General features: G+C 74.7%; 19 protein-coding genes. 12 read left to right on the top strand and 7 right to left on the bottom strand.

Going from position 1 to position 18006, the window contains the following annotated elements:
* Position 1 precedes the first annotated feature (1 nt).
* From rseP to uppS, 4 genes are all read right to left on the bottom strand, one after another.
* The gene (rseP, locus tag AMPC_RS10310) at positions 2–1675 is read right to left on the bottom strand and encodes an RIP metalloprotease RseP (RefSeq protein WP_248346186.1); all 1674 of its coding nucleotides are present in this window, start codon (positions 1673–1675) and stop codon (positions 2–4) included.
* Positions 1676–1810: 135 nt separating this feature from the next.
* Positions 1811–2959 carry a 1-deoxy-D-xylulose-5-phosphate reductoisomerase gene (locus AMPC_RS10315; protein ID WP_248346187.1) on the bottom strand — a complete coding sequence of 383 codons (1149 nt, stop codon included), beginning with the start codon at positions 2957–2959 and terminating at the stop codon, positions 1811–1813.
* Between the two features lie 11 nt (positions 2960–2970).
* Positions 2971–3810 carry a phosphatidate cytidylyltransferase gene (locus AMPC_RS10320; protein ID WP_248346188.1) on the bottom strand — a complete coding sequence of 280 codons (840 nt, stop codon included), beginning with the start codon at positions 3808–3810 and terminating at the stop codon, positions 2971–2973.
* Positions 3807–4580 (bottom strand): polyprenyl diphosphate synthase, encoded by a 774-nt coding sequence (gene uppS / locus AMPC_RS10325; RefSeq protein WP_404800642.1) that lies wholly within the window; start codon positions 4578–4580, stop codon positions 3807–3809. The genes AMPC_RS10320 and uppS overlap by 4 nt, the downstream gene beginning before the upstream one ends.
* A gap of 82 nt (positions 4581–4662) precedes the next feature.
* On the opposite strand from uppS, the gene AMPC_RS10330 reads away from it, so the two are divergent.
* The 4 genes from AMPC_RS10330 to AMPC_RS10345 all read left to right on the top strand — a co-directional run bounded on the left by AMPC_RS10330 (position 4663) and on the right by AMPC_RS10345 (position 8036).
* On the top strand, positions 4663–5787 hold the full coding sequence (locus AMPC_RS10330; protein WP_248346190.1) for a serine/threonine-protein kinase: 1125 nt from the start codon (positions 4663–4665) through the stop codon (positions 5785–5787).
* 42 nt (positions 5788–5829) lie between these two features.
* On the top strand, positions 5830–6552 hold the full coding sequence (locus AMPC_RS10335) for a hypothetical protein (protein WP_248346192.1): 723 nt from the start codon (positions 5830–5832) through the stop codon (positions 6550–6552).
* A 16-nt stretch (positions 6553–6568) separates the two neighbouring features.
* Positions 6569–7453: an ATP-binding protein gene (locus AMPC_RS10340; RefSeq protein ID WP_248346194.1), complete on the top strand. Its 885-nt coding sequence runs from the start codon at positions 6569–6571 to the stop codon at positions 7451–7453.
* 73 nt (positions 7454–7526) lie between these two features.
* Entirely contained in the window at positions 7527–8036 is a 510-nt protein-coding gene (locus tag AMPC_RS10345) for a DUF4442 domain-containing protein (RefSeq protein ID WP_248346196.1), read from the top strand.
* A 39-nt stretch (positions 8037–8075) separates the two neighbouring features.
* Here AMPC_RS10345 and AMPC_RS10350 read toward each other — a convergent pair whose 3' ends face one another.
* Entirely contained in the window at positions 8076–9725 is a 1650-nt protein-coding gene (locus AMPC_RS10350) for an acyl--CoA ligase family protein (protein ID WP_248346198.1), read from the bottom strand.
* A gap of 103 nt (positions 9726–9828) precedes the next feature.
* On the opposite strand from AMPC_RS10350, the gene AMPC_RS10355 reads away from it, so the two are divergent.
* Positions 9829–10665 carry an alpha/beta fold hydrolase gene (locus tag AMPC_RS10355; protein WP_248346200.1) on the top strand — a complete coding sequence of 279 codons (837 nt, stop codon included), beginning with the start codon at positions 9829–9831 and terminating at the stop codon, positions 10663–10665.
* 9 nt (positions 10666–10674) lie between these two features.
* Positions 10675–11232: an O-acetyl-ADP-ribose deacetylase gene (locus AMPC_RS10360; RefSeq protein ID WP_248346202.1), complete on the top strand. Its 558-nt coding sequence runs from the start codon at positions 10675–10677 to the stop codon at positions 11230–11232.
* Positions 11233–11251: 19 nt separating this feature from the next.
* Here AMPC_RS10360 and AMPC_RS10365 read toward each other — a convergent pair whose 3' ends face one another.
* On the bottom strand, positions 11252–12418 hold the full coding sequence (locus tag AMPC_RS10365; RefSeq protein ID WP_248346204.1) for an aspartate kinase: 1167 nt from the start codon (positions 12416–12418) through the stop codon (positions 11252–11254).
* Between the two features lie 141 nt (positions 12419–12559).
* Here AMPC_RS10365 and AMPC_RS10370 point away from each other — a divergent pair, with 141 nt between their 5' ends.
* From AMPC_RS10370 to AMPC_RS10395, 6 genes are all read left to right on the top strand, one after another.
* Entirely contained in the window at positions 12560–13333 is a 774-nt protein-coding gene (locus AMPC_RS10370; RefSeq protein ID WP_248346206.1) for an ABC transporter ATP-binding protein, read from the top strand.
* Positions 13330–14124 (top strand): ABC transporter permease, encoded by a 795-nt coding sequence (locus AMPC_RS10375; protein WP_248346207.1) that lies wholly within the window; start codon positions 13330–13332, stop codon positions 14122–14124. The genes AMPC_RS10370 and AMPC_RS10375 overlap by 4 nt, the downstream gene beginning before the upstream one ends.
* 13 nt (positions 14125–14137) lie before the next feature.
* Positions 14138–15688, top strand: coding sequence for a GldG family protein (locus AMPC_RS10380; protein ID WP_248346209.1), 1551 nt, complete (start codon positions 14138–14140; stop codon positions 15686–15688).
* The gene (locus AMPC_RS10385) at positions 15689–16273 is read left to right on the top strand and encodes a DUF4340 domain-containing protein (RefSeq protein WP_248346211.1); all 585 of its coding nucleotides are present in this window, start codon (positions 15689–15691) and stop codon (positions 16271–16273) included.
* A gap of 66 nt (positions 16274–16339) precedes the next feature.
* Positions 16340–16606 (top strand): DNA-directed RNA polymerase subunit omega, encoded by a 267-nt coding sequence (gene rpoZ / locus AMPC_RS10390; RefSeq protein WP_248346213.1) that lies wholly within the window; start codon positions 16340–16342, stop codon positions 16604–16606.
* Positions 16607–16695: 89 nt separating this feature from the next.
* Positions 16696–17328, top strand: coding sequence for a hypothetical protein (locus tag AMPC_RS10395; protein ID WP_248346215.1), 633 nt, complete (start codon positions 16696–16698; stop codon positions 17326–17328).
* A gap of 2 nt (positions 17329–17330) precedes the next feature.
* On the opposite strand, the gene AMPC_RS10400 is transcribed toward AMPC_RS10395, so the two are convergent.
* Positions 17331–18005, bottom strand: coding sequence for a hypothetical protein (locus tag AMPC_RS10400; protein ID WP_248346216.1), 675 nt, complete (start codon positions 18003–18005; stop codon positions 17331–17333).
* Position 18006: the final 1 nt, after the last annotated feature.

Raw genomic sequence — 18006 nt, forward strand, 5'->3', positions numbered from 1 at the left:
CTTACCCCATCAGCCGCATGATGTCGTTCTTGAACACGGCGATCATGAGCATGGCCAGCAGGACGATCCCGACCAGGTTGGCGATCTCGCGGGCCCGCACGCTGATCCGGCGGCGCGTCACCGCCTCCACGAGGCAGGTCATGATGTGCCCGCCGTCGAGCACCGGGATCGGCAGGAGGTTCATGAGCCCGAGGTTCACGCTGATGAGCGCCATCTTGAAGAGGAAGCTCTCGATCCCCTCCTGCGCCGCCTGCGCGGCGATGGAGAAGAGCATGATGGGCCCGCCCACGGTCTTGAAGCTGATCTGGCCTTGCACGATGCGGGCGATCCCGAGCACGGTCACCCGCACCACCTCGCCGAGGTGCGAGGCGGCGTTGCCGGCCGCCTCGCCCGGGCCGATCCGGATGCGGACCTGCTCGGCCAGCAGCGCGTTCGGGTCGGGGAGCTGGAGCTGCTCCGGCTGGAACCCGAGCACGACCCGCTTCTGCCGCTCGCGGGTGAGCTCGTCCACGTAGCTCTGCTCCTGGGGCTCGAGGGTGACGCTGCGGCCCCCGGCCAGGTCCACCTTCACCGCAACGCCCGCCTTGAACTCGCCGGCGAGGGCGTTGAGGTCGCGGTAGGAGTGGATGGGCTTCCCGTTCACCGCCACGATGGCGTCGCCGCGGCGCAGCCCCGCCCGCGCGGCCGGGCCGCCCGCCGCCACGCCGCCCACGAAGGCCGCCACCGACGGGTCCGCCAGGGTGAAGGACGGCTTGCCGCCGGCGCAGCTCGGCACCTGGGCCAGCTGCAGCGTGGCGTGGCGCGCGAGCGGCGCGCCGGGATCGTCCGCGGGCGCGCGGCGCACGAGGAGGTCCACCGGGCGGCAGGCGGCCGACGCGAGCGCGGCCTCGAGATCGCCGGCGTGCGCCACCGGGGCGCCGTTCACGCGGGTGACGAGGTCGAAGGGGCGCAGGCCGTCGGCGGCGCCGGGGACCACCGGCGCCACCACGGCCGGAGGGTAGGCCGGCGAGACGCCGATCACGCCGCGCGTGGTCACCTCGATCGGGTTCTGCTCCTGCTCGCGGTCGGGCGTGATGGTGAGGTCGAAGCGGCGGTCGCCGCGCTGCACCTCGAAGCGGAGCGGCTCGCCGCCGTGCGGGGAGACGAGGTCGCGCAGGTCGGCGAAGTAGCGGACCGGCTGCGGCCCCTCGGGCCCGGTGGCGGTGACGCTGAGGATGCGATCGCCGGGCCGGAGGCCCGCCGCCTGGGCCGGCAGGCCCGGCGTGACCGTGCCCACCATCGGGCCCGGCGCGAGCTTGCCGTTCTGGCCGAGGGACATGGCCAGGTAGAGGAAGAACGGGAACACCAGGTTCATGCCCGGGCCGGCGGCGGCGATGATGAAGCGGCGCCAGGGCTTCTGCTCGAGGAACCCGCGGCCCACGTCCTCCGGCGCGACCTCCTCGTGCGGATCGTCGCCGGCCATCTTCACGTACCCGCCGAGCGGCAGGAGCGCGAGCTGGTACTCGGTCTCGCCGCGCACGAGCCCGAAGAGCTTCGGCCCGAAGCCGACGGAGAAGCGGAGGACCTTCACCCCGAGGAGCTTCGCCGCCAGGAAGTGTCCCAGCTCGTGGACGAAGATGAGCCCGCCGAGCAGGAGCACGATCGAGCCGATCTTCAGGAGGAGGTCGGAGGCCATCAGTACCTCGTACGGGGCAAAATCTGGACCAGAGCGCTCGGTCTTATACCGCCGCCCCGTCGGACGCGCAGCCAGCCTGCCCGGTTCGGCGGCGGGCCGATAGACCCGAACGGGTCTGAGGTGGCGGGAGCGACGCTAGAGCCCGACCCGGCGCTCGACCGCGCGACGGCCCGCGTCGCTCGCCGCGAGGGCCTGGGCGATGGAGGTCACCTTCTCCGGAACGTGCGCGTCGAGGACGTCGGCGCAGAGGTCGGCGATGTCGGTGAAGCGGCACTTGCCGGCGAGGAAGGCAGCCACCGCTCCCTCGTCGGCGCCGGAGAGCGCCGCCGGGGCGGTGCCGCCGAGCTCGAGGGCGCGGTAGGCGAGCGTGAAGGCGGGGAAGCGGGCCGCGTCGGGCGTCTCGAACTGGAGCTGGCCGAGCCGCGTGAGATCGAGCGGGGGCAGGTCGAGCGGGAGCCGGTCGGGCCAGGCGAGCGCGTAGCTGATCGGGCCGCGCATGTCCGAGACGCCGAGCTGCGCCACCACCGAGCCGTCGATGTACTCGACCATCGAGTGCACGATCGACTGCGGATGGACGAGGATGTCGATGCGCCGCGGGTCCACGTCGAAGAGCCAGCGGGCCTCGATCACCTCGAGCCCCTTGTTCATGAGCGTGGCGGAGTCCACGGTGATCTTGGCGCCCATCGACCAGTTGGGGTGCTTGAGCGCGCGGGCCGGGGTGACCTCCGGCAGCTCGGCCTGCGGCACCGCGCGGAGCGGCCCGCCGGAGGCGGTGAGGATGAGCCGACGCACCTCCGGCCGGTTGTGGCCGGCGAGCGACTGGAAGATGGCGCTGTGCTCGGAGTCCACCGGCAGGATGGGCACGCCGTGGCGGGCCGCCTCGCCCATGAGCAGCTCGCCCGCGAGGACCATCGACTCCTTGTTCGCGAGCCCGACCGGCTTCCTCGCCCGCACCGCCGCGGCGGTGGAGTGGAGCCCGGCGCCGCCGGAGATGGCCGCGAGCACGAAGTCGGCCTCGGGGAGCGAGGCCACCGCCTCCGAGCCGGCGTCGCCCACCAGGATCTCGACCGCGCCGCCGACGAGGGCCGCCAGCCCCCGGGCCGCCTCGTCGCTCGCCACCGACACGACCCGCGGACGGAACCGGCGCACCTGCTCGGCGAGGACGGCGACGTTCCGCCCGGCCGCGAGCCCCACCACCTCGAACTGCTCCGGGAAGCGGGAGACGACGTCCAGCGCCTGGACGCCGATCGAGCCGGTAGAGCCGCAGATGGAGACGCGCTTCATGGCGCGGGAGCCTACCGCAACCAGGCGGCGAAGGCGTAGATCCAGGGCGCCACGAACAGGAGGGCGTCGATGCGATCGAGGAGCCCGCCGTGGCCCGGGATGAGCTTCCCCGAGTCCTTGATGCCGGCCGCCCGCTTGAGGAGCGACTCGGCGAGATCCCCCGCCGGCCCCAGCAGGGCGCCGCCGAGCCCGAGCACGACGCAGCCGAGCGGCGTGATCTCCGGCGCGAGGAACGGGAGCTTCGCCAGGAAGGCCGTGAGCACGCTGCCCACCACGCCCCCGGCGTAGCCCTCCCAGGTCTTCTTGGGGCTCACCCGCGGGTACATGGGGTGCTTCCCGAAGGCGCGCCCGGCGAAGTAGGCGAAGGTGTCGTTCCCCCAGGTCACCACGAAGGCGAGGATGACCCAGGGCCAGCCGAAGCGGAGCCGGAGCGCCACCAGCGTGGCGAGGAGCAGGCCGCAGTAGAGCCAGGCGAGCGTCACCGCCGAGATGGCGCGCGGCGCCTCCTCCAGCGGCCGGTCCCGGAAGGTGTTGAGCGCCATCACCAGCACGAGGGCGAAGGCGAGCCCGATGCCGGCGCCGGCCGGGAAGAGCATCGGCCCGCCCTGCGCCGCCTCGCAGGCGCGCCAGGCGGCGAGGGGGATGGCGCCGGCGACGGCCACGCCGAACGCCTCGGCGGCGCCCACCCTCGGCGCGAGCATGCCGACGAGCTCCCAGGCGGCGAGCCCGGCCGCCCCCGCGGCCAGGAGCGCGAAGGGGAGCCCGCCCACCACGGTGAGCGCCACCGCGCTCGGGAACAGGAGGAGCGCCGAGACGACGCGCAGGGCGAGGTTCCGGTTCTTCTCGTTCATGGCCCTCGCGCGCCCTCGGCGAGCTGCGCGCCGGTGAGGCCGAAGCGGCGCTCGCGGGTCTGGAAGTCGCCCACGGCCTGCAGGAGCGCCAGCTCGCGGAAGTCCGGCCAGAGGATGTCGCTGAAGGAGAGCTCGGCGTAGGCGCACTGCCAGAGCAGGAAGTTCGAGATGCGCCGCTCGCCGCTGGTGCGCACGAGGAGGTCGAGCGGGGGGAGCCGGGCGTCGCTCGTCCAGAGCTCGCGCTCGAGCGCCTCCTCGGTGATGCCCTCGGGGCCGCCGCCGCGCCGCGCGAGCCGCTGGGCGGCCTGCACGATCTCCTCGCGGCCGCCGTACGAGAGCGCGAGGGTGAGGGCCATGCCGCCGTTGCCCCGCGAGTCGGCGCGGAGCCGTTCGAGCCGCTCGCGCACGAAGGAGGGGAGCCGGTCGAGGTCGCCAACCGCCTCGAGCCGGATGGCGTTGTCCATGATCTCGGCCCGCTCGGAGTCGAGGTACTCGGCGAGGAGCTGCATGAGCCCGCCCACCTCCTCGTCCGGGCGAGCCCAGTTCTGGGCGCTGAAGGCGTAGAGGGTGAGCGCCTCGACGCCCAGGCTGCGCGCCTCGCGGGTAACGGCGCGGACCGCCTCCGAGCCGGCGCGGTGGCCCTCCAGCCGGGGCAGTCCGCGCAGCTCGGCCCAGCGGCCGTTGCCGTCCATGATGATCGCGACGTGCCGCGGGAGGGGGCTCCTGCGGACCCTGTCCCGGAGCTCGTCGATGAGGGCCTTTTCCGACACGGGCGGCTTATAGCACGGTCGAAGCGACCGGTCCCCGCCGAGTCGTTTGACCGCGGGAGCGCGCGACTCTTATGCTCTCGGGGTGCCCCCCCGCAGCGTCGGCCCCTACCAGATCTTCTCGGTCATCGGCCGGGGGGGGATCGGCACCGTCTACCTGGGCCGCAAGCACGACACCGGGCAGGCGGTGGCGGTGAAGCTGCTCGGCCCCTCCCCCGCGGTGGACGCCCTGGCGGCCCGCCGGCTGGCGCGGGAGTACGAGGTGCTCCTCACCCTCGACCACCCGAACGTGGTCCACGTGCTCGACGCCGGCGTGGCCGAGGGCTACTCGTTCGTCGCCATGGAGCTGGTGGAGGGGCTCGATCTCCGCAGCTACCTCTCGACCTCCATCGACGAGCCCGCCGGGGAGAAGGCGGCCGCGGGCGCGACCCCGGGATGCGCCGAGGAGGGCTTCGACGTCCGCTCCCTGCTGGGCGAGCCCGACACCGAGAGCCTCGAGCCGCCCGGCGGCTACGAGCGCGGCCCGGACGCCATCCGGGCCTTCGCCGCGGTGATCGGCGAGCCGGAGACCGAGACCGTCACCCGCAGCGGCCTGCCCTCCTTCTCGACCGGCGACCCGCCCTGGCCCGAGGCGCCGCGGACCGAGCCGCGGCCGCTCGACGCCCGCGGCGCCGCCGCCCTCAACCGGCCCACGCGCGTGCGCCGGCTCCGCGAGGCGATGGAGCAGGTCTGCGCGGCGCTCTCCTACGTGCACGCCCACGGGCTCGTCCACCGGGACCTCAAGCCGGGCAACATCATGGTGGACGACCAGCGCCGGGCCCGGCTCATGGACTTCGGGCTCGTGGCGCTGGTGGACGAGCGCGGCTCCGCCCACCTCGGCGGCAAGGTGGCGGGGACCTACCGCTACATGTCGCCGGAGCAGGCGCGCGGCGGCGTGGTGGACGCGCGGAGCGACCTCTACAGCCTGGGCGTCATCCTCTACGAGCTGATCTGCGGCCGGCCGCCCTTCTCCGCCCAGCGCCCCGGCGAGCTCTGGCACGACATCCTGGCCCGGCGCCCGACGCCGGTGCTGGCGGTCAACCCCGGCGCCGATCCGCGGCTCGCGGCCATCGCCGAGCGGCTCCTCGAGAAGGACCCGGCGCTGCGGTTCCCGTCGGCCGACGCGCTCCTCGCGGCGCTGCGCGAGGCGTGGCCGGACACGCACCACTAGCCGCGGCGCCGGGCGTCGGTCCCTTCCGGTAGACTGCGCGCGGTGTCGGACCTCCCGGACAGCGCCCTCGGCTACGCCACCGTGGTGACCGAGTTCTTCCTCGCGCTGCGCGGGACGGGGCTCCTCGTGTCGCCGCTCGACCTCTCGCTCGTGGCCGAGTGGGAGGCGCGCGGCGTCCCGGTGCCGGTGGTCTGCCGCGGGCTGCGGCGCGCCGCGGAGACCTCGCTCGAGCGGCGCCGCCACGCCGGACCGCTCCGCTCGATCCGGGCCTGCCGGCAGGCGGTGGAGGACGAGTGGCGGGCCTTCCGCGAGGCCCGGGTCGGCGACGCCCCGGCTCCCGGCGAGGAGGCGCCCGCCGCCCAGGGCCGGCTCGCGGCCGCCCGGGAGCTCCTCGCCGAGCGGACCCGCGCCGCCGCGCCGCACCTCGCCCAGGCGTACGCCGCGGCGCTCGCGGCGCTCGCCGCCCCCTCCCTGGCCCTCCCCCGCTGCGCGGGAGAGGGGGAATGCCTCACGGAGCCCGCGGCCACCGGTGACCGGCTCGCGGACACCGAGGCGCTCATCGCCCGGGCCGACGCGGCGCTCCAGTCCGCCTACCTGCGCGCCCTCCCCCGCGCCGAGCGCGCCGCCCTGGGCCGCCGCTGCGCGCTCGTGGCCGGGGCGCGGCCGCCCGCGGTCCGGCGCCGCGCCTGGCGCGACACGCTCGCGAGCCACCTCGCCGACCAGCTCCGGGCGGCCGGCCTCGTCCCGCTCCGCGGGTCGGTGTAGACTGCGCGCCCTCGCCATGCCCGACCAGCCGAAGAGCTCCTGCCCCCTCTGCGACGGCGCCGGCTACGTGGTGGACCAGGTGCTGGGCTCGACCGCCCGCGCCCGCCGCTGCACCTGCCAGAGCGTCTGCCCCCGCTGCAAGGGGACCGGCTACACGCTCGTCCCGTCCGGCGAGACCGCGCTCGCGCAGGAGTGCGCCTGCCGCCACACCGACGCCCGGCTCGCGATCTTCAACCAGATCGGGATCCCGGCCGCGGTCGCCACCGCCTCCTTCGAGAGCTTCCGCAACTGGTCGCAGGACCACGCCGCCGCGCGCGCCGTCGCCGAGGACTTCGCCCGCAAGTTCCGGCAGGACCGGCCCACCAAGGGCTTCCTCCTCTACGGCCGCCCCGGCGCCGGCAAGACCCACCTCCTCGCCGCCACCCTGCGCTACCTCGCGCTCGAGAAGGGGATCGCGAGCCGCTACGTCGAGTTCATGCTGCTCCTCTCCGACATGAAGGCCGGCTTCTCGGCCAACCGGAGCCACATGGAGATCCTCGGGCCGCTCATCCGCGTCCCGGTGCTGGTCATCGACGAGCTCGGCAAGGAGCGCGGCACCGACTGGGAGCGGTCGATGCTCGACGAGCTCATCAGCCGCCGCTTCAACTCCGGCCTCTCCACCCTCTTCGCCACCAACTACTTCATCGAGCGCAAGGCGCAGAAGCCCGCGCCGGGCACGCGCGTGGACCCCCGCTCGCCCGAGTTCCTGCGCGAGCAGGAGAGCCTCACCCTCTCCGAGCGCGTCGGCGACCGCATCTACTCGCGCCTCAACGAGATGTGCGCGTTCGTGAAGCTCGACCCCGGCACCGACTTCCGCAAGGACCGGTTCGGCAGCGGCTCGGGCGACAAGAAGTTCTGGTGAGCGGGCGCGGGGACGGCCCCGGCCCGGTGCGGCGCCGCCCCGGCGCGGCGGCTATCCGAGCAGGATGGCCCCGATGCAGAAGCTCGCCGACCTCCTCGGCCCGCCGCGGTTCCTGAAGCTCCTCTCCCTCTACCCGCCCTACCTCGGCGCCGGCGTGCGCGTGCTGCAGGCCGAGGCCGACCTCTCGCGGGTGGAGGTGGAGATGCGGCTCACCCGCTGGAACCGGAACTTCGTCGGCACCCACTTCGGCGGCTCGCTCTACTCGATGTGCGACCCGTTCTTCATGATCATGCTGATGAGCCGCATCGGCCCGCGCTACGTGGTCTGGGACAAGGCGGCCGAGGTGGAGTTCGTCCGGCCCGGGCGCGGCACGGTGCGCGCGGTCTTCGAGCTCCCCGCGCAGCGGGTGGAGGAGATCCGGCGCGGCGCCGACGAGGGGCGCAAGGTGCTGCCCCGCTTCACGGTGGTGGTGCGCGACCTCGAGGGGCAGCCGGTGGCCCGGGTGGAGAAGACGCTCTACGTGCGGCTCAGGGATCGGGCGGCGGCGACGGCGGACGCCCCCTCCCCCGCCCTCCCCCGCTGACGCGGGAGAGGGGGACGCCTCGGGGAACCGACAGCCGGCTCAGTGGATCCGCTTCCGGTGCCCCGCCCACTCCTTCTCGCGGAGCTTGAACTTCTGCACCTTGCCGGTGGAGGTCTTGGGCAGCGGCCCGAACTCCACGCGCTTGGGGCACTTGAAGTGGGCGAGGTGCTCGCGGCAGTAGCCGATGAGCTCCTTCTCGCTCGCCTCGCGGCCGGAGCGCAGGGTCACGAAGGCCTTCGGCACCTCGCCCCACTTCTCGTCGGGGATGCCGATCACCGCCGCCTCGAGCACCGCCGGGTGGAAGTAGAGGACCTTCTCCACCTCGACCGTGGAGATGTTCTCGCCACCGCTGATGATGACGTCCTTCTTCCGGTCGCGCAGCTCGACGTAGCCGTCGGGGTGCATGACCCCGAGGTCGCCGGAGTGGAACCAGCCGCCGCGGAAGGCGACGGCGGTCCCCTCGGGATCGCGGAAGTAGCCCTTGGTCACGTTGTTGCCGCGCATCACGATCTCGCCCAGGGTCTCGCCGTCCGCGGGGACGTCGCGCAGCTCCTCGTCCACCACCCGCAGCTCGGGCGAGGTGAGGTAGCCCACGCCCTGGCGCGCCTTCAGCGCGGCCCGCTGCTCCAGCCCCTCGGCGTTCCACTCCGCCTTCCACTTGCAGACGGCGTGGGGGCCGTAGGTCTCGGTGAGGCCGTAGACGTGGGTGATCACCGCCCCGAGCGACTCCATGCGCGCGATCACCGACGGCGGCGGCGGGGCGCCGGCGGTGACCGCCCGGAGCGGGCGCGGGAACCGGTAGTCGGGCGACGGCGCCTCGGCCTGGATCATGACGAGCACGGTCGGCGCGCCGCAGAGGTGCGTCACGCCCTCTCCGGCCACGAGCTCGAACACGCGCGCCGGCTCGACCTTGGGGACGACCACGTGGCGCGCGCCGGCCGCGGTGACCGCCCAGGTGAAGCACCAGCCGTTGCAGTGGAACATGGGCAGCGTCCAGAGGTAGACGCTCTCCGGCTCGAGCCCGGCCTCGACGATCTCGCCGAGCGCGTTCAGGTAGGCGCCGCGGTGCGTGTACATCACGCCCTTCGGCTGCCCGGTGGTGCCGCTCGTGTAGTTGATGGAGATCGTCTGGTCCTCGTCGTCCACCGCCGGGGTGAACGGCTCGGGCGAGCCGGTGGCGAGGAGCCGCTCGTAGCCGATCTCGCCCCACGCCGGGTCGCGCGCGCCGCCCTCGCCGGTCCAGACCAGGAGCGACAGGTCGGCCTCGCGCCGCGCCGCCGCCACCTGCTCCTCGAGCGCGGGGTCGGCGAGGAGCACGCGCGCGCCGCTGTGGCGCAGGATCGCCACCACCTCGGACGGCGAGAGCCGCACGTTGATGGCCACGAGCACCGCCCCGAGCTGCGGGACGCCGTAGTGGGCCTCGAGCACCTCGGTCGCGTTGGGCGAGAGCACCGCCACGCGATCGCCCTTGCGCACGCCGGCCCGCTGCAGCGCGGTGGCGAGCCGGTACACGCGCTCGCCCAGCTCGCGGTAGGTGAACCGGCGCGCGCCGTCCACCACCGCGAGCTTGTCCGGGAAGACGTGCAGGCTGTGCTCGAGGAAGGAGAGCGGGGTCAGGAGGGCGCGGTGGACGGGCTGGGCCGCCGGCTCCGGCCGGGCCCAGAGCTTCTGGAAGAGGGGCAGTTCCATGCGCCCCCTTCTAGCAGGGTTCGGGCGCCGCCCGAGGCCCGTGCCCCTCCGGGAGCCGTGCCGCGCCGCGGCATGGCGGCGCGGGTCCGGCTAGGAACGAGCGGTGCCCATCGCCACCCTGCCCGCCTCGCCCCACGCGCCCGCGGCGCGGCCCGCGCGGATCGCCTACCGGAGCGTCGGCGAGGGGCCGCCGGTGCTGTTCCTGCACGGGGGCTGGGGCGCCGGCGCCTACCCGCTCGACGGCGCCCTCGAGGCGCTCGCGCCGTCGTTCCGGGTGATCGTCCCCGACCGGACCGGCTTCGGCGGCTCGACGCCCACGCCGGGGCTGGTGGACGGCTTCCACCGCGCCGCCGCCGGGGAGACCGCGCTCCTGCTCGACGCGCTGGAGCTGCCGGAGGTGGCGGTCTGGGGCCACAGCGACGGCGCGGTGATCGCGGCCTGGCTCGCCATCGACCGCCCGGAGCGGGTGCGCGCGGTGGTCCTCGAGGCCGGCCACTTCACCGGCCACAAGCCGGGCTCGCTCGAGTTCTTCCGCGCCGGCCTCGAGCCGGAGGGGCTGCCGGAGTCCTTGCAGGCCGCGCTGGCCCGCGACCACGGCGAGGCGCGCTGGCGCAAGGTGGTCCGCGCGGGGGCCGAGGCCTGGCTGCGGATCCTGGAGCGCGGCCGGGCCGGGGACGCCGACCTCTTCGGCGGGCGCCTCCCGGAGGTGGGGGCGCCGGCGCTCCTCCTCCACGGCGACGCCGACCCGCGCACCGAGCCGGGCGAGCTCGCGCGGGCGCAGGCGGCCCTCCCCGCCGCCGAGGTGAAGCTCCTCGCCGGCGTGGGCCACGCGCCGCACTGCAGCCGCAGGGGGAGCGTGGAGGCGATCGCCGCGCTCTCGGGCTTCCTCGCGAGGGCCTCCGGAGGGGCCGGACGGAGCCCCGCTCCCGACCCGCGCTAGATTGCGACCATGCCCAGCTTCCTCGACGGCCGCCTCGAGATCCTGCACGCCGACATCACCCGCCTCGAGGTGGACGCCATCGTGAACGCCGCCAACCCGACGCTGCTCGGCGGCGGCGGCGTGGACGGCGCCATCCACCGGGCCGCCGGCCCGGAGCTGCTGGCCGAGTGCCGCACGCTCGGCGGGGCGCGCCCGGGCGAGGTGAAGGTGACGGGCGGCTACCGGCTCCCGGCCCGCTTCGTCTTCCACGCCGTCGGCCCGGTCTGGCGGCGGGAGGAGGAGCCCGCGCCGGGCGAGGAGGCGCCGGAGGATCGGATCCTCGCCCGCTGCTACGGCGAGAGCCTGCGGCTCGCGGCCGAGCGCGAGCTCGCGAGCCTCGCGTTTCCCGCCATCTCGACCGGCGTCTACGGGTTCCCGAAGGCGCGCGCCGCCCGGATCGCGCTCGCCCAGGTGCGGGAGGGGCTCTCGCGCCTCGAGCCCCTGCGCCGGGTGATCCTCTGCTGCTTCTCCGAGGCCGACCAGGCGCTGCAGGAGCGCGAGGCGGCGGCGCTGCTGGCCCTCCGGTGAGCGCGCCCGCGCCCGGCCGCTAGCCGATGAGCCGCACGTGCAGCCCGCGCACGAGCACCGGCAGCGCCGCGGCGTCGCACCAGGCGGTCACGCGCAGGGGCGTGGCGACGAGCGCGCGGGGGGCGGCCTTGAGCTCGGCGAGCGCGTTCGCCACCTCCCGCAGCACCCGGTGGCTCCCGCCGAGCCCGGTGCCGACCACCGACACCGCGCCGAGCCCCTCGGCGTCGAGCCGCGCCTCGGGCAGCTCGCGCGCGAGCTCGTCGGCGAGCGCCTGGAACCCGTGCACGTTCTCCTTCGAGAGCGCCAGGAGGGCCCGGTCCCGCTGGAGGTGCACCTCGGCGGCGACGGCGCCGTGCCGCTCCAGCAGCGCCAGCGCCTGCGGCATCCGCGCCGGCGGGAGGCTCACGAGGGCGAGGTCGGCCTGGGAGGCGACGCCGGCGATCCGCTCGGCCGAGGCGCCCGGGCCGACCACCGTCTCCTCCGGCCCGCCGAAGGTGGAGCGGGCGTGGATGGCGATCCCCTTCTCCTTGGCGAACTCCACCGCCTGCGCGTTCAGCACCTTCGCGCCGGCCGCGGCGAGCTCCTGCATCTCCTCGTAGCCGAGCCGCTCGAGCCGCCGCGCCTCGGGCACCACCCGCGGGTCGGCCGAGTAGACGCCGGCCACGTCGGAGTAGATCTCGCAGTCGGCCGAGAGCGCCGCCGCGAGCGCCACCGCGGTGGTGTCCGAGCCGCCGCGCCCGAGGGTGGTCACCTCCTTGGTCTCGCGCGACACGCCCTGGAAGCCGGCCACGATGACCACCTTGCCCTGCGCGAGCGCCTGCTCCACCCGGAACGGCCGCACCTCGAGCACCCGGGCGCTGGCGTGGTCGGCGGTGGTGAGGATCCCGGACTGGCTCCCGGTGAAGCTGATGGCCGGCACCCCGCGCTCCTGGAGCGCCATGGAGAGGAGCGCCATCGAGATCCGCTCGCCGGCGGTGAGGAGCATGTCGAGCTCGCGCCGCGGCGGCGCGCCCGACACCTGCTTCGCCAGCGAGAGGAGCTCGTCGGTGGTGTCGCCCATGGCGGAGACCACCACGCAGACCCGCGTCCCGTCGGCCGCCCGCGCCGCCACCCGCTCCGCCACCTTCCGGATCTTCTCGACGTCCGCCACCGACGAGCCGCCGTACTTCTGCACCACCGTGGGCATGCCGCACCTCCCGAGTGGCCGGAGGATGCCGCAAACGGCGCCGCACCGGAAGCCGGACGGCGGCGCCGCCCCGCTTGACTGCCCGGCGCCCCGGCTTATCTTCGCGCGGTCCCGTCCCCATCGCCGCGAAGCCGGATCCCCATGATCGAAGTCTCGAACCTGACGAAGCGCTACCGCGACCTCACCGCGGTCGACGGCCTCTCGTTCACCGTCGGCAAGGGCGAGGTGGTCGGCTTCCTCGGCCCCAACGGCGCCGGGAAGTCCACCACCATGCGGATCCTCACCGGCTTCCTGCCGGCCACGAGCGGCACCGCCCGCGTCGCCGGCTTCGACGTCTTCGAGGAGCCGCTCGAGGTGAAGCGGCGGATCGGCTACCTGCCGGAGAGCCCGCCCGTGTACGTGGACCTCACCGTCCGCGCCTACCTGCGCTTCTGCGCCGAGCTGAAGCAGCTCCCGCGCGCGAGGGTGCCGGGCGAGGTGGACCGGGTGGCCGCCCGCACCGGCGTGGACGGGGTGATGGACCGGGTGATCGGCAACCTCTCCAAGGGCTACCGCCAGCGCGTGGGGCTGGCGCAGGCGCTGCTGGGCGACCCGGAGGTGCTGGTGCTCGACGAGCCGACCGTGGGGCTCGACCCCCTGCAGATCCGGGAGGTGCGGACCCTCATCCGCTCGCTGGCCGGGAAGCACACCGTGATCCTCTCCACGCACATCCTCCCGGAGGTGGCGATGACCTGCGAGAAGGTGCTGGTGGTGAACCGGGGGCGGCTCGTGGACTACGACACCCTCGGCGGCCTCATCGAGAAGCACCTCCCCGGCCGGAAGGTGACGCTCGACGACATCGCCTTCCTCGAGGAGATCTACGGGAAGCTGGTGGAGGCCCCGCCGGCGGGCGCCGCCGGGGAGGTGCGGCCGTGAAGGGGGCGCTCGCGGTGGCGAGGAAGGAGCTCGCCGTCTACTTCTCCACCCCGCTCGCCTGGGTGGTGTTCATGGTGGTGGCGTTCTTCGCCGCCCAGTTCTTCGTCGGCTCGCTCGACGCCTGGCGCTACCTCTCGCTCCGGGCGATGGAGGCGCAGGAGCCGGGCGTCCTCGAGCGGATGAACGTCACCGACCTGGTCGTCGCCCGCGTGCTCGGCTCCACCGGCGTCTTCGTGGTGGTGGCCGCCCCGTTCCTCTCGATGCGGCTCATCGCCGAGGAGAAGCGGGCCCGCACCTTCGAGCTGCTCCTCACCGCGCCGGTCCGCCCCTTCGCCATCGTGCTCGGCAAGTACCTCGCCGCGCTCGGCGTCCTCACCGCCGCGCTCGCCATCGTGGCCGTCTTCCCCGGCCTGCTGGCGCTCTTCGCGCGGGGCGCCCAGGGCGGGTCCGGGATCGAGTGGGCCACCGTCGCCACCGGCTTCCTCGGGCTCTTCCTGCTCGGGGCGATGGCCCTCGCCGTCGGGATGTTCGTCTCGTCGCTCACCGAGTCGGTGGTGGTGGCGGCGCTGGTCTCGCTCCTCCTGCTCCTGGCGCTCTGGGTGGTGACCCTCTTCGGCGTCGGCGCCGAGGGGCCGGTCCGCGAGCTCACCCTCGCCCTCTCCGCCTCCGAGCACCTCACGCCCTTCCTGCAGGGGCGGATCGAGCTCAAGGATCTCACCTACTACCTGTCCTTCGTGGCGCTCGGGCTCTACCTCACCGACCGCGCCGTCGAGGCGCAGCGCTGGGCCTAGCGGAGGCGCTCCCGTGAAGAAGAACGTCTGGTCGCGGGTGCTGTCGGCGCTGGGGCTCATGCTGCTCCTCAGCACCTTCGTCACCTTCCTCTTCGGCAACACCCAGCTCGTGGCGGCGAAGGCGCTGCTCGGGCTCGCCGGCATCGCCGCCGGCCTGGCGCTCTCGGAGTCGGGCGGCGCGCGCCGGTTCTTCACCGGCCGGGCGGCGCACTTCGGCTTCTTCACCGGCGTCTCGGCGCTGTGCGTGGTGGCCCTCCTCGGCACCGCCAACTGGCTCGCCTACAGGCGCCCGCACACCTGGGACCTCACGAAGAACCAGCTCTTCACGCTCTCCGAGGACACCGTCCGCACCCTGCGCGGGCTGCCGGTGGAGGTCTCGGCGCTCGCCTTCTACCGGCAGGACGAGCCCGACTACCCCGCCGCCCAGGACCTGCTGCGCCGGTACGCCGCCCTGTCGCCGCGCTTCACCTGGCGGCTCGTCGACCCGTACCGCAGCCCCGAGCTCGTGAAGCAGTACGGCATCACCGACACCGGCCCGCGCCTCGTCGTGACCGCCCAGGGGGCCAAGGGCGACGCGCGGGTGCGCCAGCCCACCGAGCAGGAGCTGACCAACGCCGTGGTGAAGCTCACCCGCGGGGGCGAGAAGAAGCTCTACTTCGTGCAGGGGCACGGCGAGCCCGACCCGCGCGACGAGGGGCAGAAGGGGTACGGCGTCGCCACCCGCTCCCTCGAGAGCGAGGGGATCGAGGTCGGGACCCTGGTGCTCCTCGAGCGGGCGCAGGTCCCCGCCGACGCCGCCGCCGTGATCGTCGCCGGGGCGAAGAAGCCGCTGCTCGCCCCGGAGCTGAAGGCGCTCCAGGACTACGCGGCGCGGGGCGGCCACCTGGGCGTCTTCCTCGAGCCGGCCGTGGACGCCGGGCTCGGCCCGCTCCTCGCCTCCTTCGGCGTGGAGGCCGACGACGACATCGTGCTCGACCCCTCGCCGGTGGCGCAGCTCTTCGGCGGCACCGCCCTCACGCCGATGGTGCAGCCCACGCAGCGCCACCCCATCACCCGCGACATCGCCCAGACCGCGCTCGCCTTCCCCACCACCCGGTCGCTCGTCGCGCTCACCGGCGCGAGGTCCGCGCCCACGCCGCTCGCGCTCTCCGGCCGCGAGTCCTGGGGCGAGACCGATCTCAAGGGGCTCTTCTCCACCGGCGCCGAGCAGGACGAGGGGGAGAAGCGCGGGCCGCTCCCCGTCGCCATGGCCGCCGCGAGGCCGCCCGAGGCGCAGGACGGCCGGCGCTCCGCCGAGGCGCGCCTCGTGGTCGCCGGCAGCTCCGCCTTCTTCGCGAACCAGTACCAGCAGCTCCTCGGCAACCTCGACTTCTTCCTCAACGCCGCGAGCTGGCTCGCAGAGCGCGAGGACCGGATCACCATCCGGCCCAAGGGGCGCGAGGCGACCACCCTCTTCCTCACCGAGGCGCAGGTCACGATGCTGAAGTTCCTCACCATCGACGTCCTGCCGGTCTCCCTGCTCGGCCTCGGCCTCGCCGTCTGGCTCGTCCGCCGGGGGAAGTAGATGAAGGCCCGCGCCCGCTCCGCCGCGCTCACCCTGGCGCTCGCCGCGGTCGCCGCGGCCCTGATCGCCGCCGCCGTGCTGATCGTCGGCCGGGAGGACCGCGCCGAGCAGGCCCGCAAGGACGCCGCCGAGCGGCTCTTCCCGTTCGCGCCGGCGGAGGTGGAGGAGGTGGCGCTCGCCTCGGAGCGCGGCGAGGTGGCGGTGGCCCGCGCCGGCCAGGGCTGGAGGGTGCTGCGACCCGTCCCCGGCCCCGCCGACGACGGCGCGGTGGACCTGCTGGTGGAGCGGCTCGCCACCCTCCGCCGCAAGGCCGAGGTGGCGCCCGGCGCCGAGGCCGACGCGGCCCCCGCCCGCTTCGGCCTGGACCACCCCTTCCTCACCGTCACCGCCCGGCTGCGCGGCGGGCGCACCGAGACGCTGGCCGTGGGCCGCGAGAACGGCTTCGACGGCAGCCACTTCGCCCGCGTCGCGAAGGGGCCGGTGGTGCTCATCGCGCCCTCCGACCGGCACCTCCTCGACCGGAGCCCCGAGGAGCTGGCCGCGAAGCGGCCGGTCCCGGCCCCGACGCCCCCCTCCCACCAATAGAGGGGTTGATCTCCCCGCCCCCCGCCGCTATCTTCCCGCCCTCGCTCTCCAGGAGAAGGAATCGCCATGGCCCGCGTCACCGTCGAAGACTGCCTCCCGCTGGTGGACAACCGCTTCGCGCTCGTCCTGCTCGCCACCAAGCGGACCCGCCAGCTCATGGCCGGCGCGCGCCCCCTCCTGCCGCAGACCAAGAACAAGCCCTCGGTCCTCTCGCTGCGCGAGATCGCGACCGGCAAGGTCCGCTTCGACCGCTCCGTCCGCGACGCCCTCTCCGGCAAGTTCGACGAGGAGAAGGTGAGCATCGGGGCCGGCCAGACCCGCACGCTGAAGTAGCCGCGAGCGCCGCGTCACCGGATCGAGGGGCGCCCGGGTGGCGCCCCTTTCCTTTTCCGGAGCCCACGCCGTGCGATGATGGCGGCGGCATGCCCACCTCCCGCGCGCTCATCCTGCCCCTCGTCGCCGTCCTCGCCCTCGCCTGCGGCCCGAAGCGGCTCGCCTACCGGCCCGCCGAGGGCGGCTTCCCCAAGGCCTCGTACGAGGAGAACTGGCAGCGGGCCCTGGACGCCCTCGAGGCCCGCGGCTACAGCATCCAGATCTCGGACCGCTCGCGCGGGATCCTCGGCACGCAGGAGGTGGAGCTGCAGGTGCCCTGCCGCGGCGAGCAGTCCTGCCTCGCGCGGCAGTCGATCCAGATGCGGATCCGGCCCGACGGCAAGGCGAGCGTCTCCATCGCCCGCAAGCTCTGGAGCAGCGTCACCCGCCAGTTCGCGCCGCCCGCCGAGACCGACGTCGCCGGCATGGCGTCGCTCGAGCGCGACCAGGAGCTCCTGCTGAAGGAGATCCTCGGCGAGAAGACCGCGGGCAGCCGCGGCGCCGACGGCGACCTCTGCGAGAAGGACGACCAGTGCGCCGAGGGGCGCGTCTGCGCCCAGCGCCGGTGCTACCGCGGCTGCAGCGACGAGAGCCCCTGCCCGCCCCTCTTCGCCTGCACCGACCACGAGGACGGCGTCTGCCGGCCGGTGGCGCAGGGCGCGAGCGACGCCGCCGCGGAGTAGCGCTACCCGGCCGCGCGCGCCGCCAGGTGGCGCAGCTTGGCCGGCCCCGAGAGCCGGTAGCTCGCGCGCAGCTCGCGCAGCAGCCCCTCGGCGTCGCCGCGCCGCACGAACCGGGCCTCGAGCCAGCCCGCGTACCCGGCCGCCAGCCGGTTGGCGGTGCGGTACCGCTCGAGCTCCGGGCCGTCGAGGTGCGGCCGGTAGCGGACGCGCTCGTAGAGCCGGTGCCGCAGGGCCCGGCTGGCGCGGCGCCGCCCCCGGCGCCAGAGGTGGAGGACGAGGAGCGCGAACTTGTCCACCTCCGCCTGCACCTCGAGCTCGAGCAGCGAGACCTGCCGGCCCGCGAGCGCGCGGCTCGAGAGGTAGACGAAGTGGCTCACGCCCTCGGCCACGCAGGCGAGCTGCCCGAGCTGCCGGCGCGCCGTGAGCCGCGAGCGCCGCAGGTGCGGCCGCGCCCGCAGCGCCGCCGCGAGGAGCGGCTCGTCGAGGAAGAGCCCCAGCGCGGCCCCGCCCTCCTCCTCGCGCACCAGGAGCAGCTCCGGGGCGTCGAGCCGGCCAACGGCCGCCAGCGCCGCGTCCCGATCCACGAGGTAGTCGCCCACCGGCGGCGCGGCGACGCCGTAGATCTCCTCGAGCTCCTCCTGGAACCAGGCCAGGGCGGCCGGGGCGGCGGCGCGCACC

This window comes from Anaeromyxobacter paludicola (assembly GCF_023169965.1).
GTDB lineage: Bacteria > Myxococcota > Myxococcia > Myxococcales > Anaeromyxobacteraceae > Anaeromyxobacter_B > Anaeromyxobacter_B paludicola.